Raw genomic sequence first — 26,797 nt, forward strand, 5'->3', positions numbered from 1 at the left:
GCCCCCCGCCTGGGCTTCTCCCCCGTGGATGTGTTGGCTGGGCCTGGGGTGCGTGCTGCTCTATGCCGGCCTGCGGCTATGGGCGCCCCCGGTCGGTGAGCCCGCCGGCACCCTGATGGCCGTACTGGGGCTCTTTGCCGTTCTCCGCTGGGGGCATGGCCTTCGCAATGGTGGTGCGCTCTGGCTGTTGTTGGCGGTGGTGGCGGTGCAGCTGATCTCCTGGCTGGGCGGTTACCTCCACCACCCCGAGTGGGTGACCGACACCCCGCAGCTCGATCGGCTGGCCAAGTGGTTCCTGTTCATCGGCCTGGCCTGGTGGTTGGGGGGGAGCAGCCGCGTGACCCTGCTCGCCTGGGGGCTCGCGCTGCTGGGGCTGATGGTGGTGGTCTTCTGGCCCGAGGGTAGCCTCGAGCAGTGGCGGCTGGGGCTAGAGGGCGCGCGAGCCGAGTTCACCATTCGCAACGCCCAGCACGACGCCATGCTGTTCGCTACCGGCCTGCTCGGCCTGGTGTGCTTCGCGGGGCGGTGCTGGCGGGGCAGCGGCGCCCTGGCGTGGGGACGCCGTGTGGCGTGGAGCCTGGCCCTGATCGTGTGTCTGGTCGGTATCGGGATCACCCAGACCCGGGCCGTGTGGCTCGCGCTATTGCTGGTGATGCCGTTGCTGGCGGTGCTGGCCGGGTGGAGAGGGCGCCGGCCGTCCCGCAAGGCTGGGTGGGGGCTCGGTGCGGTTGCCCTGGTGATGCTGGTCGGGGCGGTGGCCTTCCACGAGCCGGTGGCCGAGCGGCTGGCCAACGAGAATCGCATCATTGCCCAGGCCATGGAGAATGACTGGAAGTCGCTTCCCTACAGCAGCATCGGCAATCGTCTGCTCACCTGGCGGGCCTCGCTGGACTGGATCGCCGAGCGCCCGCTGATCGGCTGGGGGGAGGAAGGGCGCAGCCTGGTCATCGAGCATACCGAGTGGTTGCCGGCAAAGACCCAGGCGCTCTATGGCCACCTGCATAACACCTTCCTCGAGATCCTGGTCGGCTATGGCCTCTTGGGGTTGTCGGTGGTGTTGGCATTGATCGCCTGGATCGGCCTGGGCACCTGGCAGGCCTGGCGGGCCGGTGTGATGCCTGGCGACATGGCGCTGTTCGCGGCGGGCTTCTTCGTCTTCTACGCCATCGTCAACCAGTTCGAGTCCTATGGCAGCTTCTGGACCGGGGTCTATGTCCAGAACCTGGTGGCGGGTGGCCTGGTCACCCATATCTGGCGCTGGCAGATAGCAACGGGACGTCGCGTGTTTCCCGCTCTTCGTAGCAAGGCCGCCTGATGCGCACACTGGTTGTGGTTCGCTCCCTGAAGATGGGAGGCATGGAGCGTGTCGCCGTGAACCTGGCCGATGCCTTCGCCGAGGCCGGGCACGAGAGTCACCTTCTCAGCCTGCGATCGACAGAATGCCCGCTGAAGCCGGAACATGCCGACGTCGAGCACCATCATTTGCCACTTCGCTGGTGGAGCCGGGTCACCGTGCTTGGCCTGCTGTTCGAGCAACTGGCGCGCTTCTTTCTGAACCCTCTGGTCAAGCGGTCGCTGTTTCTCGGGCGGGGGCTGATGGGGGGCATTGTCTTCCGGGCCTGGCTGCGGGCCTTCGAACGCCGCCACGGGCGCGTGGATCGCATCGTCTTCCGCGGCATCGGGACCTTCGAGCTGGTCTGGACGTTCCGCGACGAGCGAGCCCGTTACGTTCTCGAGAACATCCTGCATGTCCGTAATGCCGGCTGGGCGCGCCGGCTCTTCGCGCGCTGCCTGTACCATCGCCGCCACCTCGTGACCGTCTCCCGGGGGGTGGCGGAGAGCGTGCGCGAGGGGATGACCCGCTGGAAATTCACGCCGGCCTCGCTGACGGTGATCCCCAACCCGTGCCCCGTCGCCGGCATTCGCCAGCAGATGACGCGTCCCGAGCCCGACCTGCCCGCCGGGCCCTATATCGTCAACGTGGCACGCCTGGTGCCGGCCAAGGACCAGGCGCTGCTGCTGCGCGCCTATGCGAAGTCCGGCGTCTCGCTCCCCCTGGTGCTGGTGGGCGATGGACAGGAGCGGCAGCGCTTGCAGGCCCTGGCGAGCGAGCTGGGCATCGCCGATCGGGTGGTCTTCGCCGGCCAGCGGGACAACCCCTATCCGTGGATGCACCATGCCCGGCTGTTCGTGCTCAGTTCGCGTTTCGAGGGCATGGGCATCGTGTTGTTCGAGGCCCTGGCGTGTGGTACCCCCGTGCTGAGCGTGGATTGCCCGGGCGGGATTCGGGAAATCCTGAAGGGCGAACTGGAGGCATCCATCGTGCCCCATGATGTCGATGCCCTGGCGGAGGGCATTCGTCACGCCGCCGAGGCGGAGAAGCCCGAGATTCAGGAGCGCTGGCTGGATGACTTCCGCCCGGCAACCGTCGCCGAGGCCTTCCTGTGAGCCGTGAAGGCGAGGCCGGCATACGGAAGGGTGACGGCGCTGCGAGCTCGGAGCGTGGCTTCGAGATGGACTGGCAGCGGTTCGTCGACTACGGCATCCGCGAGGTGCTGGGGGGCAAGGGGCATCTGCCCTGGCTTCGGCTCTTCAAGTGCCTGTGGTCCATCAGGCCGGAGCGCCAGGCCGTGCTTCGCGTGCGGCTGGTGCAGATGCTCGAGCATTACGGACGCAACACCTTGGTCAGGCGTCAGCTCGCCACTCTGACGACCCGCTTCGGGATCCATGTGGAGCCGCGCACGGTCATCGGCAGGGGGCTGAGACTGCCCCATCCCACCTCCATCGTGATCGGCAGGGGACTCAGGATCGGTGAGCGCTGCCAGCTCTACCAGCAGGTGACCCTGGCGGCGGCGCCACGGGAGCACGAGCCGTTCATGGCGCGCGTCGGGGATGACGTCACGATCTTTCCCGGGGCCAAGTTCGTCGGCGAGGGACGTGTCGGGAATCGCGTCATCGTCGGCGCCAATGCGGTGGTGGCGGATGCCTTCGGCGACGACGTGGTGGTCGGCGGCGTGCCGGCCAGGGTGATCCGTGAGGTGAGGCCCGGCGAGCGGACCGGTTCAGGCAAGCCGGAATAGGGTGGTATCTAGGCAATGTCCGAAAAGTGCCTGCGCTCGGCTATACGGCGTTAAAAATCGGCTCAAAGTGCTCATTTACTACCTGTAAACTCCGCCTTTTCACCGATTTTTGCCTTGTCTAGCCTTCGCTCGTCGACTTTTCAGACAAAGCCTGGTGTAGGCCTGTCCTGGCTGAAGCATGGGCCAAGGGAATAACCATGCTTCGACCCTGGACCCTCCTAGGGTTCGCTACTCCATTAACGACTGCAGGCGCGACGCCGCCCGGGCGCGGTAGCGCTCGCCACGCAGCTTGTTGACGGTCAAGGAACGTTCGAGAGCCGGCCATTGGTCGGCTCTTTTCGTTGGCAGGCGGCGCACATGGGCGTCGATCCACACCAGCTGGCCGTCGGCCTTCACCAGCAGGTTGTTGTAGTGCAGGTCGCGATGCGCATAGCCGGCCCTGGCCAGCATGGCCACCTCCTGGCACAGGCGGTCGAGGAAGCGCTCACGCTCGGTCTCGCTGAGTGCATCGAAGACCTCGCCGCCCATTCGGGCATCCGCCACGTGCTCGAGCAGCAGCAAGGAGGCATTGCGGTTGCAGGGGTTCAGCGAGACGCCCCAGCCATGGCAGTAGGGTGTGGCCAGGCCCGTGCCTTGCAGGAGGCGCAGGCTGAGGAACTCCTTGCGGGCATCCGATTGCAGCAGGCAGCGCTTCTCGAGGTAGTCCCGCCACGCCCAGCCCAGCGGACGATGGCGCTTGTGGAACTTGTCGGGCACCACCTTGGCGAGGATATGGCCGTCCTCGCTCAGGTAGAAGCGGCTGCTGGCCACCGCCTCGAAGGCCGCGGTGGTCGTGGTGCTGGCCAGGCGCAGCTCGCCCGGCAGCTCGCTGGGGTGAAACACCAGGTAGCGGCGGCGGCGATCGTCGAAGGGGAGGTCCAGCAGCTTCATGGTATCGTTTGCCCTAGAGCGCCTCGAACTGCGGTAGCACGGTATCCTTGAGGAACTGCCGGTAGTGGCGCGGCTCGATGGCCACCGGGGCCTGGTCCATGCGCGCGATCGCATCGGCCAGGCCCTTTTCGTTCTCCGGGGCCACCAGGAAGTCCACTAGCTCCTGGGTCAGGATCTCCTTCGGCCCGCTGGGACAGTCCACGCTGATCACCGGGGTGTGCAGCAGCAGGGCCTCGATCAGCACCCGCGGCAGGCCTTCGGCGTCGGAGGTCAGCAGCATGGCCTTGGCATGGCGGATGAAGGGGTAGGGGTTGTGGTGATAGCCCAGCCACAGCACGCGGTCCTCGAGTCCCAGGGTCGTGATCAACTGGCGGACCTCGGCCTCGTGTTCGGGCTTGCCCTTGCCCATGATGGCCAGCGGCGTGGTGACGCCGCTCTCGGCGTAGGCGCGCAGCAGCCGGTCGTGACGCTTGCGGGGTTCGATGGCCGCCACGCACAGGAAGTACTCGCCATCGGGTAGCGGCGCCGGCTCGTCGGCCATGGCCACGAAGGGCTCACGCTCGTAGGGGTTGTAGATGGGCACGATGCGCTCGGCCTGGAGGCCGACGACGTTTTCCAGGTTGCCTTTCACGCCCTGGGAGACGGCGATGACCTGGCGCCCTCGGTAGAAGCGCCGGACCTTGTCGAAGGCTCGCTCGCGCTGCTTCGCCTCGCTGAACTTGGCCGAGACGTCCGACTTCACCCAGAAGTAGAGGTTCGAATGCTTCAGGTGGCGGGTGATCTTGTCGCAGGAGCAGGAGATCGCCACGTCCGGCTGCCAGGCTTCGAGCGCCTTGGCGATCCGCGAGGCCTGCCACTTCTCGGTCAGCACCGTGCTGGTCGCCTTGGTGAAGCGGGTCACGACGGCGAGATCCTCGATGTCCAGGCCCTCGGGCAGGCGATGCTCGATCCGCTCGCGCAGTGTGAAGACCCTCACCGCATGGCCACGCTGGCGCAGCTGGTCGGCGGTGTAGAGCAGCGATTTCTGGGCGCCGCCGCCGTAGAGGTCCTCGATGACGAAGGCGAAGCGTTTGTGGGCCATGCTGTCGTCCTGCTGGGGATCCGTGTTCGCCGTGTGTCCCCACGGCGCGAAAGGCCGGTATTCTAGCACGGCCGGCAGCGACGGTTGATGGTCGGATGCGATGACTCGGCCGTCCCCGCCCAAGCCGTCCTCGCCGGGCCTTCAGGATGAGTATCCTTTCATTTCGTTTTGGTACTTGCCTCCTGTTTTTCCCCTGTTATCTCAGTCCATCTTGGCACCCTGGTCGAGGGTGATATCCCATCCATCTCGACGGAGAAGAATCCGTCTGTGAACGCTCTGTAACTTCGTAAGCTGAAGTTAACCACCCCGTGACGCTCTGTGACAGAAGGTGCCTACATGCTACAGGGCGTGCGGGGTGGTACCACCCGGCGGTGCGGCAAGGAGCTACCTGAAGGAAGAAGGTCCCGGGGCGGCAGCGTCGCAAGCCAAGCACCAGATCAGAGACGCGTTGAACATGGTTGCGCATCTTGAGGTTCGAAGCACGACGCTGGCTGATGCAGGGGACACAGGAATGATGGGACTCGAGACGTTGATCAGGATGCCTCGCCGCTGGAAGCGCGCATTGTTGCGAGTGATGGATGCGCTGTTGATTGCCTCCTCCCTGCTGGTGGCGTCGCTGCTGGTGGGCCGTGATTTCTCCCAGGTCGATGAGGGAGGCTGGTGGCTGCTCGGCGTGGCGGTTGCCTCTTCACCCCTGATCTTCCAGGTTCTGGGGGTGTATCGCGTTGTCCTGCGCTTCATGCATCTGAGATTCATGGCCTCGCTGGTGTCGGGTGTGGGCCTGGTGTCCATCGGTCTCCTCGTCATGGACATGCTGGTGGGGTGGCCAGTGCTCTGGGAGGCCATTCCCGTGTTCGCCATGCTGGCCATCATCACGGTCTCCGGCCTCAGGTTGCTGCTTCTCGAGCTTTATCTCTTGAGTCGTCACCATCCAGGCAAGCCGGTCATTATCTATGGCGCCGGTGTCGCGGGTGGGGAACTGGCGCGTTCCCTGTATCACGGTGGCCAGTATCGGCCCCGTGCCTTCGTCGATGACTGGCGAGGGCTGCAGGGCTCTTTGGTGGAGGGGTTGCCGGTATACTGCCCCGCGCAACTCGAGAACAGGATCGAGCGCCTGGGCATCGAACTGGTGCTGCTGGCGATTCCCAGCGCGCCGCGTTGTCGTCGGCGTCAGATCCTCGAGCGGCTGGAGGGGCTCTCGATCCCGGTGCAGACGATTCCGGGCTTGGAGGACCTGGTATCGGGACGATCCCGCATCGCGGATACCTGTGATGTGCAGGTCGAGGATCTGCTGGGACGCGATCCCGTGCCTCCCTTTCCCGAGCTGATGGACGCCAATATTCGCGACAAGGTGGTCATGGTCACCGGGGCGGGGGGCTCGATCGGTGCCGAGCTGTGTCGTCAGATCCTGGCGCAGGAACCGCGTGTGCTGGTCCTGGTGGATAATGCGGAACATGCCCTCTATGCCATCGAGCAGGAGTTGCAGCTGTGGTTACGAAGGTCTGATAAACGCATCTGCCTGCGCGGACTCCTGGCTTCGATCCAGCAGGGCGAGCGGATGCGGGAGATCCTGTCGAGCTTTGGGGTCCAGACCCTCTACCACGCCGCGGCCTACAAGCATGTGCCTCTCGTCGAGTGCAACCTGGTGGAGGGCTTGCGCAACAATGTGTTCGGCACCCTCGCCCTGGCGACGGCGGCGGTGGAGTCGAGGGTGGAAACCTTCGTCATGGTATCCACCGACAAGGCCGTTCGACCCACCAATGTGATGGGCGCCACGAAGCGCCTGACGGAGCTGATCTGTCAGGCCTTCGCCGGTCGTGATCTCGGGCATGGCAAGACCCGTTTCTGCATGGTGCGCTTCGGCAATGTGCTCGGCTCCAGCGGGTCGGTCGTCCCCTTGTTTCGTACCCAGATCGAGCGGGGAGGGCCTCTCGAGGTGACCCACCCGGAGATTACCCGATACTTCATGACCATTCCCGAAGCGGCCCAGCTGGTCATCCAGGCGGGGGCCATGGGCAGCGACGGGCAGGTGTTCGTCCTGGACATGGGAGAGCCGGTCCGCATCGCCGACCTGGCCGCCAGCATGGTGCGACTCTCCGGGTTCGAAGTGAAGGACGACGACCATCCGGACGGGGACATCGAGATCCTCTTCACGGGGTTGAGACCGGGAGAAAAACTCTATGAGGAACTGCTGATCGGGGGCGAGGTTCAGGCGACGCGCCATCCCAGGATCATGACATCCCGGGAATTTTCCTGGGCCTGGTCCGAACTGGAGGCCTATCTCGTCGAGCTGCATGAGGCCATGAGTGCCTCGCGGCATGGCAGAATCCAGGCGCTGCTGGTGAAGGCGCCTCTTGGCTATTCGCCCGAAGGCGAGATGGTGGATCTGGTATGGGAGGCGCAGCATGCTTCGTCGCCTCTCGAACCCGTGATGCAGGCGGCTTCGACATCAGCCGTTGTGCCGCTTGTGCAGGAGCGTTTCAGATCTTCAGGCTCGACATGAAGACGTGGGGGTGGCCATGGGCGTTCAGCGTAGTGATGACTGGCTTGGCCCATGGGGATGCGAGGCTGATGCCAGGTGGTCGATGAACGGTGAATGCTCGAGGTCTCGATGATGAACCTGGGGGACGGGGGGGATCAGGAGGCCGACGAGTCGGGCGTTGGGCAGCTCGAGGGCAGCACGATCCTGGCACTGCAACCGGTGCTCATGGAGTGGGGGGAAACGCTCCCCCCGCCGGGTGTCGTCCTGCAGTCGCAAGAGATTCATCTGCCACCGAGAGCCTGGCGATACCTGGTCTTGAGGCTGGCACCGATACCGTCCACCTGGCCACTCGAGGCGCAAGAGGGCTGCACCCTCAACGTCAAGCGGCTCGTGCTGGCTGCGGGGATGCCCTTGCCGCCGCGCTTCGGCGATGACGGCTGGTTGTTGCTGACGCATTGGCCGGACGTCAAGGCGATGTCTGCCTTGTTGTTCAATCCCCATGGGGTACATTTCCTGGTCAATGCCCGGCATCGTCGCTATCGGCACTTATGGCCTGGCAGGATCACTCAGTGTCAGGCGTTTCTCTCCCGTCAGGAGCTCGAGGCATCGCGGGTGGTATTCGCTGGCTGCCTGGTGCTGGAGCTCTACGGAATCCGTCGTGGCAGGGTGATTGGCTACCTGGCGCTGGACACCGTCTCCCAGGCGGTGTCGCCCTTCATCGCCCAGGAGGCGGAAGTGGCAAGGTGTGGCATCGACAAGGTCGAGATGATCACCGATGCTCGCTACCACTTCGAGGTCGATGGTTTCAAGATCATGGCCTTCGGGCAGCTTCGGCAGCTGAAGCGCCATAGACGTAACCTGCAGGATCGCAACGACCTGGCCATGATGGCGGCGCTGGAGGAGGGCAGGAGCTGGTATCTGTGGCTGGGGCGGTGTATCGATCTCGTGCTGGCAGGCGCCATGGTCGTGCGACGGGCGGTCGCGCGCCTGGCCCGATTTCTCGGGCTGGGGAGGCGGCGGGGCAATGGGGCTCGAGGCGGCTAGATGTGTCAACCCGGGATCATGGCAGGGCAAGCCACAGTGCCAGCGCGCTCATGGCCGCCAGGAAGGCTGCCAGGCCGAGCCGGCCGATGGGCAGGCGTGACTCGCCCGACTGGGTGATCTCGGGATTGTCCGGGTCATGGCGGATCGTCAGGAGCGTGCCGGGTGGCGTGCGGTCGGCGTGGGCGATGGCGGCTTGCCGGCTGGTGAAGGAGGGAACGCCGTCGAAGCGGCCATTGTCCGATCGATAGGTGAGCCCCTTGGCGCTGGGCCAGCGGTTGACGTCGCGCCGCCGCCACGCGCCGTGGCCGGCGACCACGGCGCCCAGGCCCGCGGCGAGGGCGATGAATGGCGCGATATCAGGCATGCTCGGAGCTCACGATGATCGAATCCCTGCAACGGCTCTTCCAGGACATGATGGCGGCTGGCGAGGCGCCTGAACAGGGCGAGCCCACCCTGGCACTGGCCACCGCGGTGCTGCTCTGCGAGGTGGCGCGAGCCGACTATCACCTGGATGATGCCGAGCTGGCTCGCCTGAGGGAGGTCCTCGACCAGCGCTTCGCCCTCGATGCATCGGCCCTGGACGCCCTGCTCGCCCAGGCCCGGGAGGAGGTCGATACGGCGGTGGACCACCATCGCTTCGTGCGCCGCGTGCGGGACCACTGCGACTACGCCGAGCGCTATGAGCTGGTCCGCCTGATGTGGTCCCTGGCCCTGGTGGATGGCCACAAGGACCCGCTCGAGGAGCACCGCATCCGCCGTCTCGCCGAGCTGCTGCATGTCCGTCACGGTGACTTCGTGCGCGCCAGGCTCGCCGAGGAGGAGGACGCTCGCCGCTGACCTCAAGGGGTGTCTCGCGCCATGCGGGGCGCCGACTGGTATGATCGAGGGCGGATACGCCACGTTGGGTCCGCTCATCGTTCACGGCAGGGGAGGTGCAGGATGGCGCGCGAGATCATCGTTCTGGGAGCCGGCATGGTGGGGGTGTCGGTGGCCTGGCACCTGGCCCGGCGGGGGCACAGGGTGACCCTGGTGGATCGCCGTCCCCCGGGCTCCGAGACCTCCTTCGGCAATGCCGGCATCATCCAGCGCGAGGCGGTTCGCCCCTATCCCTTCCCCCGGGATCTCGCCACCCTGCTGCGGGTGCTGCCCAACCGGCAGGTCGATATTCGCTACCGGCCCGGTGGCATGCTGAGCGCCGCCGTCCCCCTGCTGCAGTACTGGCGGAATTCCTCCCCGCGTCGTTACCGGGATATCGTCCCCGAGTACGCTTCCTTGATCGCCCTCTCGCTGGACGCCCATGCCCCCATGATCGAGGCCGCGGGTGCCGACTCGCTGGTGCGCCGGGAGGGCTGGCTGGAGGTCTTCCGGACCCGGGAGGCCCTCGAGGCGCGCCTGGAGGAGGCTCACGACAACCAGGCCCGGTTCGGCGTTCGCTATCGTGCCCTGGACAGCAAGGACCTCGCCGACATGGAGCCGAGCCTGGTGGAGGGCCTGGCCGGGGCCGTCCACTGGCTGGACCCCTGGACCGTCGCCGATCCGGGCGGCCTGGTCCAGGCCTATGCCCGGGCCTTCGAGGCCGAGGGCGGGCGCCTGCTCGAGGCCGAGGTCGGCGAGGTGGCCCGCGACGCCGACGGCTGGCGGGTGAGCGCCGGCGAGGAATGCCTGCTGGCCAGCGACGTGGTGATGGCCATGGGGCCCTGGTCCCGGGCATGGCTGGCCCGGCTGGGGCTGCTGGTGCCGCTGTTCGTCAAGCGGGGCTACCACATGCACTACGGCAGCGTCGGCAAGGCGCGCCTCAATCACTGGGTCATGGATGCCGAGGTGGGCTACCTGCTGGCGCCGATGCGGGCCGGGATCCGCCTGACCACGGGGGCCGAGCTGGAGCGCCTCGAGGCGCCGCCCCACCTGCGCCAGCTGGCCGCGGCCGAGGAGAAGGCGCGGCAGCTCTATCCCCTGGGGGAGCGCCTCGATCCGGAACCCTGGAAGGGGGCCAGGCCCTGCACGCCGGACATGAAGCCGATCATCGGCCCCGTGGAGGGGCAGGCGGGGCTATGGTGCGCCTTCGGTCACGGCCACCAGGGCTTCACGCTGGGGCCGGCCACCGGCCGGCTGCTGGCGCAGATGATGGACGGCGAGACGCCGGAGATCGCCATGTGGCCATTTCGCGTGGATCGCTTCTAGGCCATCTAGAGCCCGGGCCGACGCCCGGCCTCAGGCGCTGTTGGTGGGGCCCCGGCGAGCCCGCTCGCGGATGCGGCGCTTCTCCCTCATCAGGTGGTACAGCAGCTTGACCGCCAGGGTGACGATGAACACCAGCCAGCCGGCGGTGGCCAGCACGTTGAACAGCAGCATCTTCTGCTCGCCGTTCAGCGGCGTGATCAGGTGATCGATCACGATCGCCAGCAGGAAGGCCAGGGAGAGGGGCAGGGCGAGGATGTGCATCCACATCTCGGTGCGGCGCTTGCGCACGTGGTAGCGGCTGAGCAGCACCCGGATGGGGCGGTGCACGAAGCTGATCATGATCAGGCTGCCCGCGATCAACAGCGCCGCCAGGGTCGGCTCGATGTTGTCGATGTGCACCGAATAGCTCACCGACCAGTAGACCAGCAGCCACATCAGCCCGGCCAGGATGGCGACGAGATCGGCGTAGTAGCGTACCTTCGGCATGATGTCTCCTCGCGTGGATCAGCGCGCATGATACGCAGATCAACGCCGGCTGACGAATTTGCGCGGCATGTCCGCCGTAGGCGGCAACGTCCTGAGACGTTGAGGGAGGAGAGGATGTCAAGAATTTGCGTACCCGGTACCAGCGATTGAAACGGCGGCCCATCTTGGCAGACAAAAAAATCGCGTCCCGCCGCCGGGGCCGGTTCCGGTATACTGGCGCCATCGCCGGGTCCCTGACCCTCTCCCTGAATCGCCGAGACAGGACACGCCGTGAACTCGATTACCCTGACCCGACCGGACGACTGGCACCTCCATCTGCGTGACGGCGAGGTGTTGCCCGCCGTGGTGCCCGCCAGTGCCCGCCAGATGGGCCGCGCCATCATCATGCCCAACCTCAAGCCGCCGGTGACCACCACCGAGCAGGCCCTGGCCTATCGGGAGCGCATCCTCGCCGCCGTCCCGGCGGGGCATGACTTCGAGCCGCTGATGACCCTGTATCTCACCGATCGCACCAGCGCCGAGGAGGTCGAGCGGGCCCATGCCTCCGGCCTGGTGCAGGCCGTCAAGCTCTACCCGGCGGGCGCGACCACCAATTCCGATTCCGGCGTCACCGACCTGGCCAACTGTGATGCGGCCATCGCCGCCATGGCGCGGCTGGGCATGCCGCTGCTGGTGCATGGCGAGGTGACCGACGCCGAGATCGACATCTTCGACCGCGAGGCGGTATTCATCGAGCGGGTGATGAAGCCGCTGCTGGACCGCCACCCGTCCCTGAAGGTGGTGTTCGAGCATATCACCACGGCCGAGGCGGCCGCGTTCGTGACCGCGTCGCCGGCCAACGTGGCGGCCACCATCACCGCCCATCACCTGCTGTTCAATCGCAACCGCATGCTGGTGGGCGGGATCCGCCCGCACTACTACTGCCTGCCGATCCTCAAGCGCGAGCGTCATCGCCAGGCGCTGGTCGAGGCCGCCGCCTCCGGCAACGGCAAGTTCTTCCTGGGGACCGACAGCGCCCCCCATGCCCAGGGCGACAAGGAGAGCGCCTGCGGCTGCGCCGGGGCCTATACCGCGCCCGCGGCCCTCGAACTCTATGCCACCGCCTTCGAGCAGGCCGGGGCCCTGGAGCAGCTGGAGGGCTTCGCCAGCCATCATGGCCCGGCCTTCTACGGCCTGCCGCGCAATACCGGGACCGTCACCCTGGTGCGCGAGCCCTGGACGCTGCCGGAGACGCTGCCCTACGCGGCCGGCCAGGCCATCGTGCCGCTGCAGGCGGGCGAGACGCTGGACTGGAAGCTGCAGGCGTAAGGCAGAAGAGGGAAGAAGTAAGAGCGAAGAGTGAAGAGGGAAGCTGCCCGGTGACGGGCGGCAGGTAGCGAGGCAGAAACGCGAAACCCCACCGGGCTACCCTGGTGGGGTTTCTTGCTATCGAGCGGAAGGCCAGGTTGGTGCCGGCATCATGGTGGATGCGCTGGCGCTTATCCACCCTACGCCGCTGGCCGCGCGGCTCAGCCCTCGACGGCGGCGTCGGCGGTCGCGGGTTCGGCGAGCCTGGCGACCATGGCGGTGACCATGCGGGTCGAGTGGTCGGCCGCCTTGGCGAGGAATGCCTCGAACGACAGGTGGTTGTCGCCGCCGCCGGCGATGTCGGACAGCGCGCGGATCACCACGAAGGGGCAGCCGTAGAGATGGCAGGTCTGGGCGATGGCCGCGGCCTCCATCTCGGCGGCGAGCATGGTGGGGAAGCGCGAGCGCGTCTGGGCGACCAGCTCGGGGCAGGCCATGAAGACGTCGCCGGTGGCGATCAGCCCCTCGACCACGCGCACCTCGTTCATCGACTCGATGCTCTCCCGGGCCACTCGCACCAGGCGCTCGTCGGGCCGGTAGGCGGCGGGCATGTCGGGCACCTGGCCGTGCTCGTAGCCGAACACCACGGCGTCCACGTCGTGGTGGCGCACCTCGCTCGAGACCACCACGTCGCCGATCTCGAGCCCCTCGCCGAAGCCGCCGGCGGAGCCGGTGTTGATGATCGCCTCGGGCTGGTACATGTCCAGCAGCAGGGTGGTGCCGATGGCGGCGTTCACCTTGCCGATGCCGGACTGCAGGATCACCACCTCGACCCCATGCAGCGTGCCGCGATGGAAGGTGGAGCCGACGTGGCGGCGGGTCTCGCGATCCTCCAGCATGGCCGCCAGCTGGGCGACTTCCTGGGACATGGCGCCAATGATACCGATGCGTTTCATCTTCCGGGGTCTCCGCGAAGTAAGGCGTGAGGAGTGAAGGGTAAGGCGTACGGGGTCAGGCGTGGCCAGGCAGCCCGGTTCGGCTGCCTATCAGCCTTCTTCGGCGAAGACCTGGGTCCACTCGTCGCGCTTGGCCAGGAAGCCGCGGGCGATGTCCTTGGCGCCTTCCAGGCTGTGGCTGGCCGCCCAGCCGCACTGCATCTCGTTGCAGGCCGGCACCGCGTCCGCCGCCAGCACGTCCTTCAGGGTGCCCTCGAGCAGGTCGAGTACGCCGTCGTAGTCGTCATGGTTGATCATGGCGACATAGAAGCCGGTCTGGCAGCCCATGGGGCTGATGTCGACGACCTTGTCGGAATGGTTGCGCGACAGCTCGGCCATCAGGTGCTCCAGGGAGTGCAGCGCCGGCATCTCCATATGGTCCTGGTTGGGCTGGCAGATGCGCATGTCGTACTTGTGGATGCGGTCGCCGAGCTCGCCGGTCTTGATGTCGGCCAGGCGGACATAGGGCGCCTTCACCTTGGTGTGGTCCAGGTTGAAGCTTTCGACGTTCATCTTGTCGCTCATCGACGGACCTCGCGAGTCGGTGGAAAAGTAAGCGGGATATTCTACCGGAGTGTGACTTATTCCTCACCCCTCACTCTTCACCCCCAGCGCCATGGCGTCGTGCATCTCGGCGGCGAGCAGGGTGTTCTCGAGCAGCGAGGCGACGGTCATGGGGCCGACGCCGCCGGGGACCGGGGTGATGTAGCTGGCGCGGGCGGCGGCGGGCTCGAAATCGACATCGCCGATCAGGCGGCCGTCCTCCTGGCGGTTGATGCCCACGTCGATGACGATGGCGTCGTCGCGCACCCACTCGCCCTTGACCAGCCCGGGCTGGCCGACCGCGACCACCAGCAGCTCGGCCCGGCGCACGTGCTCCTCGAGGTTGCGGGTGAAGCGGTGGCACACGGTGGTGGTGCAACCGGCCAGCATCAGCTCCAGCGCCATGGGGCGGCCGACGATGTTGGAGGCGCCGACCACGGTGGCGTCCAGGCCGCGCACCTTGAGCCCGGTCTCCTGCAGCAGGGTGATCACCCCCTTGGGCGTGCAGGGGCGCAGCAGCGGCAGGCGCTGGGCCAGGCGCCCCAGGTTGTAGGGGTGGAAGCCATCGACGTCCTTGTGCGGCAGGATGCGTTCGAGGATCGGCCGCGGATCGAGGTGCTCGGGAAGCGGCAGCTGGACCAGGATGCCGTCCACGCTCGGGTCGGCATTGAGCTCGTCGACCAGCTGCTCCAGGTCGGCCTGGGAGGTCTCGGCGGGCAGCTGGTGCTTGATCGAGTGGATGCCGGCCTCCTCGCAGGCGCGCTGCTTGTTGCGCACGTAGACCGCGGAGGCCGGGTCCTCGCCCACCAGCACGACGGCGAGTCCCGGGGAGCGCGCGCCGGCCTCGCGGCGTGCCTGCACCTGGCGTGCGACCTGCTGGCGGACTCGGGCGGCAATGGACTTGCCATCGATCAGTTGGGCGGTCATCGAACTTCCCTCTGGTGGTCGGGTGATGAAGGTGATGAAAGAGGAAGGCGATTTTCGCATGACCGGGCGTCCAGGCAAAGCGGCGGGCTAAGCGCCTGATGAGTGGGCATTGTGGCTTGACGCGGGCGGAGAGTCCCGTAGAATACGCAGCGCTTGACGAGGCCCCTGCGGCGGCGTCAGGGCCGTGCAAGAGCCGGCGGGGTGTAGCGCAGTCTGGTAGCGCGCCTGCTTTGGGAGCAGGATGTCGGGGGTTCGAATCCCTCCACCCCGACCACAAGCTATTGATTGAATTGAAATAAATTTCATCATTGGCTTGCGGTCAGGCGCTCGGGAACGTAGAATGCGCCCATAGCTCAACCGGATAGAGCAACGGCCTTCTAAGCCGTAGGTTGCAGGTTCGAGTCCTGCTGGGCGCGCCACGCCAGGTGGTGGCTTCCGGCGCTCGGATCGTTCGGTCGGGCAGTGTCGAAATGGTGGATGTAGCTCAGTGGTAGAGCCCCGGATTGTGGCTCCGGTGGTCGTGGGTTCGATCCCCATCATCCACCCCATCTCGACACGATCTCCAGGCAGTGGTGGATGTAGCTCAGTGGTAGAGCCCCGGATTGTGGCTCCGGTGGTCGTGGGTTCGATCCCCATCATCCACCCCATTGCCTCCCTCTTCTATTATTTCCCCATGCAGTGACTCGTTGACCCGTATCGCGGCGCACCCTCGTGCGTGGCGCTTTTCGCGTTGGCAGAGCCGCGCCGGGCCGGTGGCGGGAGAATCTGCGCCTCCCCCTTGTCTATAAGGTGGCATGCCCCCATCTGTTCAGCCATGGCGCTTGCCACTGCCCGATGGGATTCATAGAATTCCCTCCTTTGAACGTTTCACGCATTCCACAGAACGCCCCAGTCGGTAGAGGACAATTCATGCAAGTTTCCGTCGATACGACCTCCCAGATTGAACGCCGCATCAAGGTGCAGGTGCCGGCCGCCGAGATCGATGAGGCCGTTGCCGCCCGTCTCAAGGACGCCGCCAAGAACGTGCGCATGGATGGTTTCCGCAAGGGCAGGGTGCCGATGTCGGTGATCCGTCAGCGTTACGGCAGCGAGGTCCGCAACGAGGTGGTCGGCGAAGTGATGCGCGAGCGCTACGTGCGCGCCATCACCGACGAGAACCTCAACCCGGCCGGTTATCCGCAGATCGAGGCCGAGGTCAACGAGACCGGCAAGGATCTCGAGTTCACCGCGACCCTCGAGGTGTACCCCGAGGTCGAGCTGGCCTCCATCGAGGGCGCCGAGGTCGAGCGCCCCGTGGTCGAGGTGACCGACGCCGACGTCGACGAGATGATCGAGACCCTGCGCAAGCAGAACGCCGGCTGGGAAGAGGTCGAGCGGGCCGCCGAGGACGGCGACCAGCTGACCATCGACTTCCAGGGCTACCTGGGCGACGAGCCGTTCGAGGGCGGCAGCGCCGAGGGCCACGACCTGGTGATCGGTTCCGACAGCTTCATCCCCGGCTTCGAGGAGCAGCTCATCGGTGCCAAGGCCGGCGAGGAGAAGGAGCTCAAGGTCACCTTCCCCGACGACTACCAGGCCGAGCACCTGGCCGGTCAGGAGGCGACCTTCCAGGTCAAGGTCCATGCGATCAAGGCCCAGGCCCTGCCCGAGGTGGACGCGGAGTTCGCCAAGCAGTTCGGCGTCGAGGACGGCGACCTGGACAAGTTCCGTGACGAGATCACCAGGAACATGCAGCGCGAGGCCGAGCAGGCGGTGGACAACCGCGTCAAGCAGCAGGTCCTCGAGGCGCTGAAGCAGGCCAACGACATCCCGGTCCCGCAGGCCCTGATCCAGCAGGAGACCGACGGCCTCAAGCGCCAGGCGGCCCAGCAATTCGGCCTCGGCGAGGACTTCGACGTCAGCCAGCTGCCCGACGAGCTGTTCGCCGAGCAGGCCAAGAGCCGGGTGCAGATCGGCCTGCTGCTGGCCGAGGTGATCAAGTCCGGCGAGCTCGACGCCTCCGACGACGAGATCAAGGCCAAGGTCGAGGAACTGGCCCAGCAGTATCAGGACCCGCAGCAGGTGGTCGACTACTACATGGGCAACGACCAGATGAAAAGTCAGGTCAAGTCCGCCATTCTTGAGGAGAAGGCGGTCGATGCCCTGCTCGAGCAGGCCACCGTCAAGGACGTCGAGATGGGCTATCAGGAGGCACTCGCCGCGGCCCAGCAACAGGGCGGCGACGCCGAAGAGGCCGACGAGGCCGAGGGTGAAGCCAGTCAGGCCTGATCCCCGTCCCGGCCCTCCCGTTCGGTCGCCCGCGGCCGGACGGGGTGTCAGGCGTCGCTTCCATACACCGGATGCAAGGACATCACCCAGATGAGCAACGAGTTCGATATCCAATCCGCCGGCGGCCTGGTCCCGATGGTGGTCGAACAGAGCGCACGCGGCGAGCGGGCCTACGACATCTATTCCCGCCTGCTCAAGGAGCGCGTGATCTTCCTGGTGGGGCCGGTGGAAGACTACATGGCCAACCTGCTGGTGGCCCAGCTGCTGTTCCTCGAGTCCGAGAACCCGGACAAGGACGTGCACCTCTACATCAACTCCCCGGGCGGCTCGGTCACCGCGGGGATGTCGGTCTATGACACCATGCAGTTCATCAAGCCCGACGTCTCCACCGTGTGCATCGGCCAGGCGGCGAGCATGGGCGCGCTGCTGCTGGCCGGGGGCGCGGCGGGCAAGCGCTACTGCCTGCCCCACTCGCGGATGATGATCCACCAGCCGCTCGGCGGCTACCAGGGTCAGGCCTCGGACATCGAGATCCATACCCGCGAGATCCTCGGCATCCGCGATCGTCTCAACCAGATCCTGGCGCACCACACCGGCCAGGACTTCGAGACCATCGCCCGGGATACCGACCGCGACAACTTCATGGACGGTGCGCAGGCCGCGGAGTATGGCCTGATCGATGCCGTGCTGGATAAGCGGCCGACATCCTGATAGCGTGAAATCATCCACGCTCTGATTACGTGATTCCCGGCGGCCCCTGCGCCGCCGCTGCGAAAGAGGTACGCGAATGGCCGACGGCAAAGGCAAGGACGAAGGCGGCAAGCTGCTGTACTGCTCGTTCTGCGGCAAGAACCAGAACGAGGTGCGCAAGCTGATTGCCGGCCCGTCCGTCTATATCTGCGATGAGTGTGTCGACCTGTGCAACGACATCATTCGCGAGGAGGTGCTCGATGCCGATGCCGAGAGCGACGAGGAGCGTCTGCCGGCCCCCCGCGAGATTCGTCACACCCTCGACGACTACGTGATCGGCCAGGACCGCGCCAAGATGGTGCTGTCGGTGGCGGTCTACAATCACTACAAGCGGCTGCGCTACGGCGTGAAGGGCGACGAGGTGGAGCTCGGCAAGTCGAACATCCTGCTGATCGGGCCCACCGGCAGCGGCAAGACGCTGCTGGCCGAGACCCTCGCCCGGCTGCTCAACGTGCCGTTCACCATCGCCGACGCCACCACCCTGACCGAGGCGGGCTATGTGGGGGAGGATGTCGAGAACATCATCCAGAAGCTGCTGCAGAAGTGCGACTATGACGTCGACAAGGCTCAGCGCGGCATCGTCTACATCGACGAGATCGACAAGATCTCGCGCAAGTCGGATAACCCCTCCATCACCCGGGACGTCTCGGGGGAGGGCGTGCAGCAGGCCCTGCTCAAGCTGATCGAGGGCACCACTGCCTCGGTGCCGCCCCAGGGCGGGCGCAAGCATCCGCAGCAGGAGTTCCTGCAGGTCGACACCGGCAACATCCTGTTCATCGTCGGCGGCGCCTTCGCCGGCCTCGACAAGGTGATCCGGGATCGCGCCGAGAAGGGCGGCATCGGCTTCAATGCCGAGGTCAAGAGCAAGGACGAGACCAAGGGCGTCGGCGACCTGCTGCTCGAGGTGGAGCCCGAGGACCTGGTCAAGTTCGGTCTGATCCCCGAGTTCGTCGGCCGCCTGCCGGTGATCGCGACCCTCACCGAGCTCACCGAGGATGCGCTGATCCAGATCCTCACCGAGCCGAAGAACTCGCTGGTCAAGCAGTACGGCCGGCTGTTCGAGATGGAGGGCGTGGAGCTCGACTTCCGCGAGGACGCCCTGCGCGCGGTGGCCGGCAAGGCCATGGCCCGCAAGACCGGGGCCCGCGGCCTGCGCTCCATCCTCGAGTCGGTGCTGCTCGACACCATGTACGAGATTCCGTCCCTGGAGGGGGTCAGCAAGGTGGTGATCGATGCCTCGGTGATCGCCGGCGAGAGCGAGCCGCTGCTGATCTATTCCCAGCAGGAGCAGCCGCGGGTCGACGGTACCGACGGCTAGGCCGACGCGGCGCCGGTCCCGATGCGTCGGGGCGCCCGCCAGCCTGCCCAGCAAAGGGGCCGCCCAGGCGGCCCTTTTCTTTGCGCCGCCGCCGCGCCGGCCTTGTAATGCCGCGCCGGCGCCCCCACTCCCCTGGTATCCCATTGATCGTTTGAGGAACGTCTGCGATGCAGCAGAACGCCGAACAGACCCTGAGTCTGCCCCTTTTGCCGCTGCGGGACGTGGTCGTCTACCCGCAGATGGTCATTCCGCTGTTCGTCGGTCGGGAGAAGTCCATCCAGGCGCTGGAAGCCGCCATGGAGGCCGACAAGCGCGTGCTGCTGGTGGCGCAGCGCGAGGCCAGCAAGGACGATCCCGACAACGAGGATCTGTTCGCCATCGGCACCGTGGCCGAGATCATGCAGCTGCTCAAGCTGCCCGACGGCACGGTCAAGGTGCTGATCGAGGGCGAGTCCCGGGCCGATATCCGCGACATCCTGGCCGTCGACGCCGGCTACAGCCGCGCCGAGGTGGCGCTGCGCGAGAGCGAGCCGCTGTCCGAGCGCGAACAGGACGCCCTGGTCCGCGTGCTGCTCAACCAGTTCGAGCAGTACGTCAAGATGTCCAAGAAGGTGCCCAACGAGGTGCTCAACTCGCTGTCGGGCATCGAGGACCCCAGCCGCCTGGTCGACACCATCTGCGCGCACCTGTCGCTGAAGATCGACGACAAGCAGCAACTGCTCGAGATGGACCGGGTGCGGGATCGCATCGAGCACCTGATGGCGCTGATCGAGTCCGAGATCGACCTGCTGCAGGTGGAGAAGCGCATCCGCTCGCGGGTCAAGGACCAGATGGAGAAGTCCCAGCGCGAGTACTACCTCAACGAGCAGATGAAGGCCATCCAGAAGGAGATGGGCGAGCTCGAGAACGTGCCCAACGAGGCCGACAAGTACGAGCAGGCCATCGAGGAATCCGGCATGCCCAAGGAGGCGGCCGACAAGGCGAAGCAGGAGCTGGGCAAGCTGCGCATGATGTCGCCGTCCTCGGCCGAGGCCACGGTGGTGCGCTCCTACCTGGACTGGCTGGTCTCGGTGCCCTGGAAGAAGCGCACTCGGGTGCGCCATGACCTGGCCCATGCCCAGCGGGTCCTCGACGAGGATCACTACGGGCTCGAGGAGGTCAAGGAGCGCATCCTCGAGTACCTGGCCGTGCACAAGCGGGTCAAGAAGCTCAAGGGGCCGGTGCTGTGCCTGGTGGGGCCGCCCGGGGTGGGCAAGACGTCGCTTGGCCAGTCCATCGCCCGGGCCACCAACCGCAAGTACGTGCGCCTGGCGCTCGGCGGGGTGCGCGACGAATCGGAGGTCCGCGGCCACCGTCGTACCTACATCGGCTCGCTGCCCGGCAAGATGATCCAGCGCATGAGCAAGGCCGGGGTCAAGAACCCGCTGTTCCTGCTCGACGAGGTCGACAAGATCGGCATGGATCACCGCGGCGACCCGGCCTCGGCGCTGCTCGAGGTGCTCGACCCGGAGCAGAACGACAAGTTCAGCGACCACTACCTGGAGCTGGACTATGACCTGTCCGAGACGCTGTTCATCTGCACCGCCAACTCGATGAACATTCCCGGGCCGCTGCTCGACCGCATGGAGGTCATCCGCCTGCCCGGGTATACCGAGGACGAGAAGCTGGCCATCGCCAGGCGCTACCTGGTGCCCAAGCAGCTCAAGGCCAATGGCTTCAAGGACGACGAGTTGTCCTTCGCCGACGACGCGCTGCTCGAGTTGATCCGCTATTATAGCCGCGAGGCCGGGGTTCGCGAGCTCGAGCGCCAGATCGCCAAGGTCTGCCGCAAGGTGCTGCGCGAGCGCCTGGAGAAGGAGGGCAAGGAAGGCGCCCAGGCCCCGGTCTGCCTGTCGGCTGCGGACATCGAGGCCTATGCCGGGGTGCGCCGCTACAGCTATGGCCTGGCCGACCAGGAGGATCAGGTGGGGCGCGTGACCGGCCTGGCCTGGACCTCGGTGGGGGGCGAGCTGCTCAACATCGAGTCGGTGGTGACCCCGGGCAAGGGGCGCATCAACAAGACCGGCTCGCTGGGCGATGTCATGAAGGAGTCGGTGAGCGCCGCCCACACCGTGGTGCGGGCCCGGGCGTTGTCGCTGGGTGTCGACCCCGAGCGCTTCGAGAAGGAGGACCTGCACATCCACGTGCCCGAGGGGGCCACGCCCAAGGACGGTCCCAGCGCCGGCATCGCCATGGTCACCGCCATGATCTCCGCCTACACGGGCCGGCCGGTGCGCTGCGACGTGGCCATGACCGGTGAGGTCAACCTGCGCGGCGAGGTGATGCCGATCGGTGGCCTCAAGGAGAAATTGCTGGCCGCCAGGCGGGGTGGTATAAAGACCGTGCTTATCCCGGAGGAGAATCGCCGCGACTTGAAGGAGGTGCCGGATAACATCAAGGAAGCTCTTGATATTCGGCCTGTTCGCTGGATCGATGAGGTTCTCGAGGTTGCCCTGGCTGAAAAGTCGGGCCAGAAAAGTGATGAATCTCGAGCGGAAGATGTCGCCTCATCTCACTCGATGATCAGCACGCACTGATGACATTTTTTGCCATCATGTCGGGGCAGGAATCCCGGCATGATGGGGATTGTCAGGGATGCTTGCTTGACAGGCCTTTTATCGCATTGCTATAAATTACCGCCATGCTGTGATCGCGTCAGTCAGCCGTAAGTCTCGCCGATTAGAGCCAATTTACGAAACAGTCAAGGGGTGAAGTGTGAACAAATCCGAGCTGATCGAAGCCATTGCCGCGTCTGCCGACATTCCCAAGGCAGCCGCCTCTCGCGCGCTGGATGCCATGGTCGACACCGTGGCCGACAGCCTGAAGAAGGGCGACAGCGTTTCCCTGGTGGGTTTCGGCACTTTCACCGTCAAGGAGCGTGCGGCCCGCACCGGGCGCAACCCGCAGACCGGTGAGCCGATCGAGATCAGCGCCGCCAAGGTGCCGAGCTTCAAGGCCGGCAAGGCGCTCAAGGATTCCGTCAACTGAGGCAGCGCCGCTTGCCCAGTCATTGACGACTGATCCAGAACAGGCGCACCGCGGAAGCGGTGCGCCTGTTTCTTTTTTTGGCCGCGCCCTGCGCCTCCGGGTCGTCCCTTCCACGGTCGCGACCCCGACCCGGATGCGTATAATGTGGCGCGACCCGACACACTTGATCCGCAGAGGCCTGCATGCTGCAAAGTATTCGTGACCGCTCCACCAGTTGGGGTGCCAAGATCATCATCGGCGCCGTGGTCGTGACCATGGCGCTGTTCGGCGTGGAGTCGCTGGTCGGCCTGCTGGGCAGCGATGGCGAGACGGTCGCCGAGGTAAACGGCGAGCCGATCACCCGCCAGCAGCTGGAGCTCGAGGTCCAGCGGGCCATCCGCAGCGGCCAGGTGCCACCGGAGCAGGAGCGCCAGCTGCGCGCCCAGATGCTCGATAGCCTGGTCACCGACCGGCTGCTCACCCAGTACGCCGAAACGGGGGGGCTGCACCTGTCCGAGACACAGCTCGACCAGCTCATCGTCGGCCTGCCGGAGTTCCAGGACGCGGAGGGGCGCTTCGACCGTGAGCTGTTCCGCAACCGGCTGGCCAGCGCCGGCTTCACGCCGCTGTCGTTCCGTCAGCAGCTGAGGGTCGACATGAAGCGTCGCCAGCTGCAGCAGGGCCTGGCCATGAGCGAGTTCAGCCTGGACAGCGAGCAGGCGCGCCTGGCGGCGCTGCAGCGCCAGACCCGCACCTTCCGCCACCATGCCCTGGTGCCGTCCGACCTCGAGTCGGCCCCCGCGGTGAGCGATGACGAGCTGCGCGACTACTACGAGGCGCATGCCGGCGACTACCAGCGTCCCGAGCAGGTGCGCCTGGCCTATGTGGTGCTGGACCGCCAGCGCATGGCCGAGGACGTGGAGGTCGACGAGGCGGCCCTGCGCGAGGCCTGGCAGGCCGAGGCCGCCGGCGCCGATCGCCGCGTCTCGCATATCATGGTGACCTTCGGCGACCAGCGGACCCGCGACGAGGCCGTCGCGCGCCTGGAGGAGGTCCAGGCGCGGCTGGCCGAGGGCGAGGCGTTCGCCGACCTGGCCGCCGAATTCTCCGACGACGCCTCCACCAGCGATGCCGGCGGCGACCTGGGCGTGATCAGCCGCGGCTTCTTCGGCGAGGCCTTCGAGGAGGCGGCCTTCGCCCTGTCCGAAGGGCAGGTCTCGGATATCGTCGAGACCGACAACGGCCTGCACCTGGTCAAGGTTACCGAGCTGGATCGCCCGTCCTTCGAGCAGGCTCGGGATCGCCTGGCCCGCCGGGTCGCCATGGAGCGCGTCGGCGATGCCTTCAACGAGCGGGCCCAGCGGCTGATCGACGAGAGCTTCGCCGCCGAGGACCTGGCGAGCGTGGCCGAGAGCCTCGACCTCGAGCGGCACGAGAGCGACTGGATCGGTCGCGACGGGGCCCAGGGCGTGCTGGCCGAGCCCGGCGTCATGCGTCAGGCGTTCTCGCCGGACGTGCTGGAGGAGGGCTTCAACAGCGAGGTGATCGAGCTCGACGAGGACCGGCGCATGGTGCTGCGCGTCCTCGAGCATCGAGAGGCCACCACCCTGCCGCTCGAGGAGGTGCGCGAGCGGGTCGTCGAGGCCGTCGAGGCGCGCAAGGCTCGCCAGGCCCTCGAGGCCAGGGCCGAGGAGATGCTCGCTTCCCTGCGCGACGGCGAGTCGCTGGACCTCGACTGGCAGCGTGAGGACGCCCTGAGCCGCCAGGCCGGCAGCGACCTGGCCGAGCCGGTGATCGAGAGCGTCTTCCGCCTGCCGCATCCGGCCGACGGCGAGACCGTCTATGGCCACGCCGTGGATGGCCAGCGCGTGGTGCTGATCGCCCTGGAGCAGGTGACCGAGGGCGAGCCCGACGCGCAGATCGAGTCCTTCGTGGCGCGCATGGCCGAGCAGCTGCGCTCCCAGGCGGCCATCACCGGCCTGCTGGACCACCTGCGCGACCAGGCCGAGATCACCCGGCCCTGAGGGCCGGCCCGGCCTCGCAGGGAGCGAGAGAGGGGGCCGCGGCCCCCTTTTTCGTCCCGGGATGTTATACCGTTATCTTGATGGGCTTCCAACGCTCGCCGGGCCCCGACGCGCTCCCGGCTCCCGGGCCGATTTCGTCAACCGTTTCGCAGGGAGGCATGCCATGACCCCGACACCCCTCGCCGACATTCCTGTCCACGTCGTCACCGGCTTCCTGGGCGGCGGCAAGAGTTCGCTGATTCGCCATTGGCTGGCCGGCAAGCCCGCGGGCGAGCGCTGGGCGGTGTTGATCAACGAGTTCGGCCGGGTGGGCATCGACCAGGCGCTGCTGGCCGGGCGCGACGACGTGGTGGTCAAGGCGCTGCCGGGCGGCTGCCTGTGCTGCCAGCTGGCCGTGGTCCTGAAGGCGACGCTGGTCGAGCTGCTGCGCCGCGAGCGTCCGGACCGCCTGATCATCGAACCCTCGGGGCTCGGCCATCCCGGCGGGCTGCTGGAGCTGCTGCGCGGCGAGGCCTTCGCCGACGTGCTCAGGCTCCAGGAGGTCATCGCGGTGCTCGATCCCCGGCGTCTCGATGATCCTCGGGCCAGGCACCACCAGACCTTCCGCGACCAGCTGGCGCTCGCCGACGGCGTCGCCCTGACCATGACCGATCTGGCCAGCGCGGCCCAGGTCGCCGCCGCCCGGCGCTGGATCGCCGAGCTGGACGGGGCGGTGGCGTGGATCGAGGAGGCGCCCCATGGGCGGCTGCCGGATGCCCGCCGGCCGGCGTCGGCCGGCCGCCACCAGCTGGGAGGCATGGTCTACCGCCCGGCGGCGCACCGGGCCCTGCTCGAGGCATCGGGGGGCGCGCCAGACGGCGAGCGCTCACCGATGCCGGGGGCGCCGGTCAGGGAGACGGGAAGGGCGCTCGATCACGTCAGCCTGGGCTGGCGCTGGCATGCCGAGGAGGTCTTCTCGCGCCCGGCGCTGGAGGCGTGCCTGGCGGCGCTTCCCGCCGGGGTACGGGTCAAGGGCGTCTTCCATGCCGCCGATGGCTGGTGGAGCTACAACCGGGTCGAGGGCGACGAGCCCGCCGTGCCCAGCGACTGGCGGCGCGATTCCCGTCTCGAGCTCATCGGTGCGCCCGGCACCCTGCCGGATGCCGAGGCCCTGGAGGCCGAGCTGGCCGGCTGTCGCGTGTGAGGGCTGCTGATGGTCCGGCGGCTGGCCGGCGTCACCCGTGGGGATGCGTCAGGGGCAGCCCGTCGCGAGGCGCCATGGGGCCGGTCGCCCCGTCCGGTTCGGGCAGGCCGTGCTGGCGACAGGCGGCAATCAGGGTGTTGTGCAGCAGGCAGGCGATGGTCATGGGGCCGACGCCGCCCGGGACCGGGGTGAGCGCGCCGGCGACCCGGGAGACGCAGGCGGCATCCACGTCGCCCACCAGGCGTCTGCTGTCGCCCTCTCCGAGGCGTGTGATGCCGACGTCGATCACCGTGGCGCCGGCCTTGACCCAGTCCCCCTGCACCAGCCCGGGCTGGCCCACCGCCGCCACCAGGATGTCGCCCTGGCGGCAGATCTTGGCGGGGTTCGGGGTCCTCGAGTGGGCAACGGTGACGGTGCAGTCCTTCTTCAGCAGCAGGCTCGCCAGGGGGCGGCCGACGATTCGCGAGCGGCCCAGCACCACGGCATGCTTGCCGGTGAGCTCGCCGAGGTGCGACTCGAGCAGCCGGATGCAGCCCAGCGGGGTGCAGGGCGCCAGGCCTTCGCCGCCCACGGCCAGCGCGCCGACGTTCAGGGGATGAAAGCCGTCCACGTCCTTGGCCGGGTCGATGGCGTGGATGATCGCCTCGGGATCGATATGCGCCGGTAGCGGCAGTTGGACCAGGATGCCGTGCACCTCGGGGTCGCGGTTGAGGCGCGCGATCCGCTCGAGCAGCGTCGCCTGGGAGGTGGCGGCCGGCAGGGCATGCTCGAAGGAGCGCATGCCGACCTCCCGGGCATGCTCCCCCTTGCGCCGCACGTACACCTGGCTGGCGGGATCGTCGCCCACCAGGACCACCGCCAGGCCGGGGACGAGGCCCTGGTGAGTGCCGAGGCGGCGTACCGCGTCGGCCACCGTCGCGCGTAGCGCCCTGGCCTGAGCCTTGCCATCGATCAGTAACGCCATCTCGCTCCCGTTCGTCTGGTGTCGATCGTAGGCCTCCCTCTTCGACCTGTCCCCGGCGCCCCTCGCTTAGCTGCGATTCCCCTGCGGGGGAGGGGGCTCAACCTGCCTCGGAAGTCTACGCTTTGTCTGAAAACTGCCTGCGCTCGCCCATCCGGCGTTAAAAATCGGCTCAAAGTACTCATTTACACCGCGTAAACTCCGTCTTTTCACCGATTTTTGCCTTGTCTGGCCATCGCTCGCCGACTTTT

23 protein-coding genes and 4 tRNA genes are annotated in these 26,797 nt (G+C 66.9%); 19 read left to right on the forward strand and 8 right to left on the reverse strand.

Annotation, left to right across the window (positions count from 1 at the left end; all coding sequences use genetic code 11):
• Window positions 1-28 precede the first annotated feature (28 nt).
• From FHR97_RS03045 to FHR97_RS20615, 3 genes are read left to right on the forward strand one after another with little or no spacing between them, the layout of a single operon-like run.
• Window positions 29-1,315 carry an O-antigen ligase family protein gene (locus FHR97_RS03045; RefSeq protein WP_183382265.1) on the forward strand — a complete coding sequence of 429 codons (1,287 nt, stop codon included), beginning with the start codon at window positions 29-31 and terminating at the stop codon, window positions 1,313-1,315.
• Window positions 1,315-2,448 (forward strand): glycosyltransferase, encoded by a 1,134-nt coding sequence (locus tag FHR97_RS03050; protein ID WP_221187650.1) that lies wholly within the window; start codon window positions 1,315-1,317, stop codon window positions 2,446-2,448. The genes FHR97_RS03045 and FHR97_RS03050 overlap by 1 nt, the downstream gene beginning before the upstream one ends.
• On the forward strand, window positions 2,445-3,080 hold the full coding sequence (locus FHR97_RS20615) for an LbetaH domain-containing protein (protein ID WP_183382266.1): 636 nt from the start codon (window positions 2,445-2,447) through the stop codon (window positions 3,078-3,080). Before FHR97_RS03050 ends, FHR97_RS20615 begins: the two co-directional genes overlap by 4 nt.
• Window positions 3,081-3,308: 228 nt before the next feature.
• On the opposite strand, the gene FHR97_RS03060 is transcribed toward FHR97_RS20615, so the two are convergent.
• Both FHR97_RS03060 and FHR97_RS03065 read right to left on the reverse strand, forming a co-directional pair.
• A complete protein-coding gene (locus FHR97_RS03060) occupies window positions 3,309-4,010 on the reverse strand; it encodes a lipopolysaccharide kinase InaA family protein (RefSeq protein ID WP_183382267.1) in 702 nt (233 codons plus the stop codon).
• Window positions 4,011-4,023: 13 nt separating this feature from the next.
• Window positions 4,024-5,091 (reverse strand): glycosyltransferase, encoded by a 1,068-nt coding sequence (locus FHR97_RS03065; protein ID WP_183382268.1) that lies wholly within the window; start codon window positions 5,089-5,091, stop codon window positions 4,024-4,026.
• 511 nt (window positions 5,092-5,602) lie between these two features.
• Between FHR97_RS03065 and FHR97_RS03070 the strand changes: the two genes are divergently transcribed.
• Together FHR97_RS03070 and FHR97_RS03075 are read left to right on the forward strand one after the other, a co-directional pair.
• The gene (locus FHR97_RS03070) at window positions 5,603-7,594 is read left to right on the forward strand and encodes a polysaccharide biosynthesis protein (RefSeq protein ID WP_246403694.1); all 1,992 of its coding nucleotides are present in this window, start codon (window positions 5,603-5,605) and stop codon (window positions 7,592-7,594) included.
• 93 nt (window positions 7,595-7,687) lie between these two features.
• The gene (locus FHR97_RS03075) at window positions 7,688-8,617 is read left to right on the forward strand and encodes a hypothetical protein (protein WP_183382269.1); all 930 of its coding nucleotides are present in this window, start codon (window positions 7,688-7,690) and stop codon (window positions 8,615-8,617) included.
• 16 nt (window positions 8,618-8,633) lie between these two features.
• Here the strand turns inward: FHR97_RS03075 and FHR97_RS03080 are convergent, their stop codons facing one another.
• Window positions 8,634-8,981 (reverse strand): DUF3592 domain-containing protein, encoded by a 348-nt coding sequence (locus FHR97_RS03080; protein WP_183382270.1) that lies wholly within the window; start codon window positions 8,979-8,981, stop codon window positions 8,634-8,636.
• A gap of 14 nt (window positions 8,982-8,995) precedes the next feature.
• On the opposite strand from FHR97_RS03080, the gene FHR97_RS03085 reads away from it, so the two are divergent.
• Together FHR97_RS03085 and FHR97_RS03090 are read left to right on the forward strand one after the other, a co-directional pair.
• Window positions 8,996-9,454: a tellurite resistance TerB family protein gene (locus FHR97_RS03085; RefSeq protein WP_183382271.1), complete on the forward strand. Its 459-nt coding sequence runs from the start codon at window positions 8,996-8,998 to the stop codon at window positions 9,452-9,454.
• Between the two features lie 102 nt (window positions 9,455-9,556).
• Entirely contained in the window at window positions 9,557-10,798 is a 1,242-nt protein-coding gene (locus FHR97_RS03090) for an NAD(P)/FAD-dependent oxidoreductase (protein ID WP_183382272.1), read from the forward strand.
• A 30-nt stretch (window positions 10,799-10,828) separates the two neighbouring features.
• Here the strand turns inward: FHR97_RS03090 and FHR97_RS03095 are convergent, their stop codons facing one another.
• On the reverse strand, window positions 10,829-11,284 hold the full coding sequence (locus FHR97_RS03095) for a hypothetical protein (protein ID WP_183382273.1): 456 nt from the start codon (window positions 11,282-11,284) through the stop codon (window positions 10,829-10,831).
• A 270-nt stretch (window positions 11,285-11,554) separates the two neighbouring features.
• On the opposite strand from FHR97_RS03095, the gene pyrC reads away from it, so the two are divergent.
• Complete coding sequence (pyrC, locus tag FHR97_RS03100; protein WP_183382274.1) at window positions 11,555-12,592, forward strand: dihydroorotase; 1,038 nt, start codon at window positions 11,555-11,557, stop codon at window positions 12,590-12,592.
• 200 nt (window positions 12,593-12,792) lie between these two features.
• On the opposite strand, the gene mtnN is transcribed toward pyrC, so the two are convergent.
• The 3 genes from mtnN to folD (FHR97_RS03115) all read right to left on the reverse strand — a co-directional run bounded on the left by mtnN (window position 12,793) and on the right by folD (FHR97_RS03115) (window position 15,036).
• Window positions 12,793-13,527, reverse strand: coding sequence for a 5'-methylthioadenosine/S-adenosylhomocysteine nucleosidase (gene mtnN, locus FHR97_RS03105; RefSeq protein WP_183382275.1), 735 nt, complete (start codon window positions 13,525-13,527; stop codon window positions 12,793-12,795).
• 90 nt (window positions 13,528-13,617) lie between these two features.
• Entirely contained in the window at window positions 13,618-14,091 is a 474-nt protein-coding gene (locus FHR97_RS03110) for an S-ribosylhomocysteine lyase (protein ID WP_183382276.1), read from the reverse strand.
• 63 nt (window positions 14,092-14,154) lie between these two features.
• Window positions 14,155-15,036, reverse strand: coding sequence for a bifunctional methylenetetrahydrofolate dehydrogenase/methenyltetrahydrofolate cyclohydrolase FolD (gene folD, locus FHR97_RS03115; protein ID WP_183382277.1), 882 nt, complete (start codon window positions 15,034-15,036; stop codon window positions 14,155-14,157).
• A 197-nt stretch (window positions 15,037-15,233) separates the two neighbouring features.
• Between folD (FHR97_RS03115) and FHR97_RS03120 the strand changes: the two genes are divergently transcribed.
• The 11 genes from FHR97_RS03120 (at window position 15,234) to FHR97_RS03170 (ending at window position 25,585) form a co-directional block, all read left to right on the forward strand.
• Window positions 15,234-15,310, forward strand: a tRNA-Pro gene (locus FHR97_RS03120).
• Between the two features lie 68 nt (window positions 15,311-15,378).
• A tRNA-Arg gene (locus FHR97_RS03125) sits at window positions 15,379-15,455 on the forward strand.
• 54 nt (window positions 15,456-15,509) lie between these two features.
• A tRNA-His gene (locus FHR97_RS03130) sits at window positions 15,510-15,584 on the forward strand.
• A gap of 24 nt (window positions 15,585-15,608) precedes the next feature.
• Window positions 15,609-15,683, forward strand: a tRNA-His gene (locus FHR97_RS03135).
• A gap of 262 nt (window positions 15,684-15,945) precedes the next feature.
• Complete coding sequence (tig, locus tag FHR97_RS03140; RefSeq protein WP_183382278.1) at window positions 15,946-17,304, forward strand: trigger factor; 1,359 nt, start codon at window positions 15,946-15,948, stop codon at window positions 17,302-17,304.
• A 90-nt stretch (window positions 17,305-17,394) separates the two neighbouring features.
• Window positions 17,395-18,015, forward strand: a complete 621-nt coding sequence (gene clpP / locus FHR97_RS03145) for an ATP-dependent Clp endopeptidase proteolytic subunit ClpP (RefSeq protein WP_183382279.1) — start codon at window positions 17,395-17,397, stop codon at window positions 18,013-18,015.
• Window positions 18,016-18,091: 76 nt separating this feature from the next.
• Window positions 18,092-19,372 (forward strand): ATP-dependent Clp protease ATP-binding subunit ClpX, encoded by a 1,281-nt coding sequence (gene clpX, locus FHR97_RS03150; RefSeq protein WP_183382280.1) that lies wholly within the window; start codon window positions 18,092-18,094, stop codon window positions 19,370-19,372.
• Window positions 19,373-19,539: 167 nt separating this feature from the next.
• Window positions 19,540-21,948, forward strand: coding sequence for an endopeptidase La (lon, locus tag FHR97_RS03155; RefSeq protein WP_183382281.1), 2,409 nt, complete (start codon window positions 19,540-19,542; stop codon window positions 21,946-21,948).
• Between the two features lie 178 nt (window positions 21,949-22,126).
• A complete protein-coding gene (locus FHR97_RS03160) occupies window positions 22,127-22,399 on the forward strand; it encodes an HU family DNA-binding protein (protein WP_183382282.1) in 273 nt (90 codons plus the stop codon).
• A gap of 182 nt (window positions 22,400-22,581) precedes the next feature.
• On the forward strand, window positions 22,582-24,402 hold the full coding sequence (locus FHR97_RS03165) for a SurA N-terminal domain-containing protein (RefSeq protein WP_183382283.1): 1,821 nt from the start codon (window positions 22,582-22,584) through the stop codon (window positions 24,400-24,402).
• Between the two features lie 163 nt (window positions 24,403-24,565).
• Entirely contained in the window at window positions 24,566-25,585 is a 1,020-nt protein-coding gene (locus tag FHR97_RS03170; protein ID WP_183382284.1) for a CobW family GTP-binding protein, read from the forward strand.
• A gap of 31 nt (window positions 25,586-25,616) precedes the next feature.
• Here FHR97_RS03170 and folD (FHR97_RS03175) read toward each other — a convergent pair whose 3' ends face one another.
• On the reverse strand, window positions 25,617-26,549 hold the full coding sequence (folD, locus tag FHR97_RS03175; protein WP_183382285.1) for a bifunctional methylenetetrahydrofolate dehydrogenase/methenyltetrahydrofolate cyclohydrolase FolD: 933 nt from the start codon (window positions 26,547-26,549) through the stop codon (window positions 25,617-25,619).
• Window positions 26,550-26,797 lie beyond the last annotated feature (248 nt).

The organism is Halomonas stenophila (assembly GCF_014192275.1).
GTDB lineage: Bacteria > Pseudomonadota > Gammaproteobacteria > Pseudomonadales > Halomonadaceae > Halomonas > Halomonas stenophila.

Bases quoted from the DNA above. Each gene is read 5' to 3' on its own strand.
- FHR97_RS03045 (WP_183382265.1), top strand. From the start codon at position 29: ATGTGTTGGCTGGGCCTGGGGTGCGTGCTGCTCTATGCCGGCCTGCGG.
- FHR97_RS03050 (WP_221187650.1), top strand. From the start codon at position 1,315: ATGCGCACACTGGTTGTGGTTCGCTCCCTGAAGATGGGAGGCATGGAG.
- FHR97_RS03060 (WP_183382267.1), bottom strand. From the start codon at position 4,010: ATGAAGCTGCTGGACCTCCCCTTCGACGATCGCCGCCGCCGCTACCTG.
- FHR97_RS03065 (WP_183382268.1), bottom strand. From the start codon at position 5,091: ATGGCCCACAAACGCTTCGCCTTCGTCATCGAGGACCTCTACGGCGGC.
- FHR97_RS03070 (WP_246403694.1), top strand. From the start codon at position 5,603: ATGATGGGACTCGAGACGTTGATCAGGATGCCTCGCCGCTGGAAGCGC.
- FHR97_RS03075 (WP_183382269.1), top strand. From the start codon at position 7,688: ATGCTCGAGGTCTCGATGATGAACCTGGGGGACGGGGGGGATCAGGAG.
- FHR97_RS03080 (WP_183382270.1), bottom strand. From the start codon at position 8,981: ATGCCTGATATCGCGCCATTCATCGCCCTCGCCGCGGGCCTGGGCGCC.
- FHR97_RS03085 (WP_183382271.1), top strand. From the start codon at position 8,996: ATGATCGAATCCCTGCAACGGCTCTTCCAGGACATGATGGCGGCTGGC.
- FHR97_RS03090 (WP_183382272.1), top strand. From the start codon at position 9,557: ATGGCGCGCGAGATCATCGTTCTGGGAGCCGGCATGGTGGGGGTGTCG.
- FHR97_RS03095 (WP_183382273.1), bottom strand. From the start codon at position 11,284: ATGCCGAAGGTACGCTACTACGCCGATCTCGTCGCCATCCTGGCCGGG.
- mtnN (WP_183382275.1), bottom strand. From the start codon at position 13,527: ATGAAACGCATCGGTATCATTGGCGCCATGTCCCAGGAAGTCGCCCAG.
- FHR97_RS03110 (WP_183382276.1), bottom strand. From the start codon at position 14,091: ATGAGCGACAAGATGAACGTCGAAAGCTTCAACCTGGACCACACCAAG.
- folD (WP_183382277.1), bottom strand. From the start codon at position 15,036: ATGACCGCCCAACTGATCGATGGCAAGTCCATTGCCGCCCGAGTCCGC.
- tig (WP_183382278.1), top strand. From the start codon at position 15,946: ATGCAAGTTTCCGTCGATACGACCTCCCAGATTGAACGCCGCATCAAG.
- clpP (WP_183382279.1), top strand. From the start codon at position 17,395: ATGAGCAACGAGTTCGATATCCAATCCGCCGGCGGCCTGGTCCCGATG.
- clpX (WP_183382280.1), top strand. From the start codon at position 18,092: ATGGCCGACGGCAAAGGCAAGGACGAAGGCGGCAAGCTGCTGTACTGC.
- lon (WP_183382281.1), top strand. From the start codon at position 19,540: ATGCAGCAGAACGCCGAACAGACCCTGAGTCTGCCCCTTTTGCCGCTG.
- FHR97_RS03165 (WP_183382283.1), top strand. From the start codon at position 22,582: ATGCTGCAAAGTATTCGTGACCGCTCCACCAGTTGGGGTGCCAAGATC.
- FHR97_RS03170 (WP_183382284.1), top strand. From the start codon at position 24,566: ATGACCCCGACACCCCTCGCCGACATTCCTGTCCACGTCGTCACCGGC.
- folD (WP_183382285.1), bottom strand. From the start codon at position 26,549: ATGGCGTTACTGATCGATGGCAAGGCTCAGGCCAGGGCGCTACGCGCG.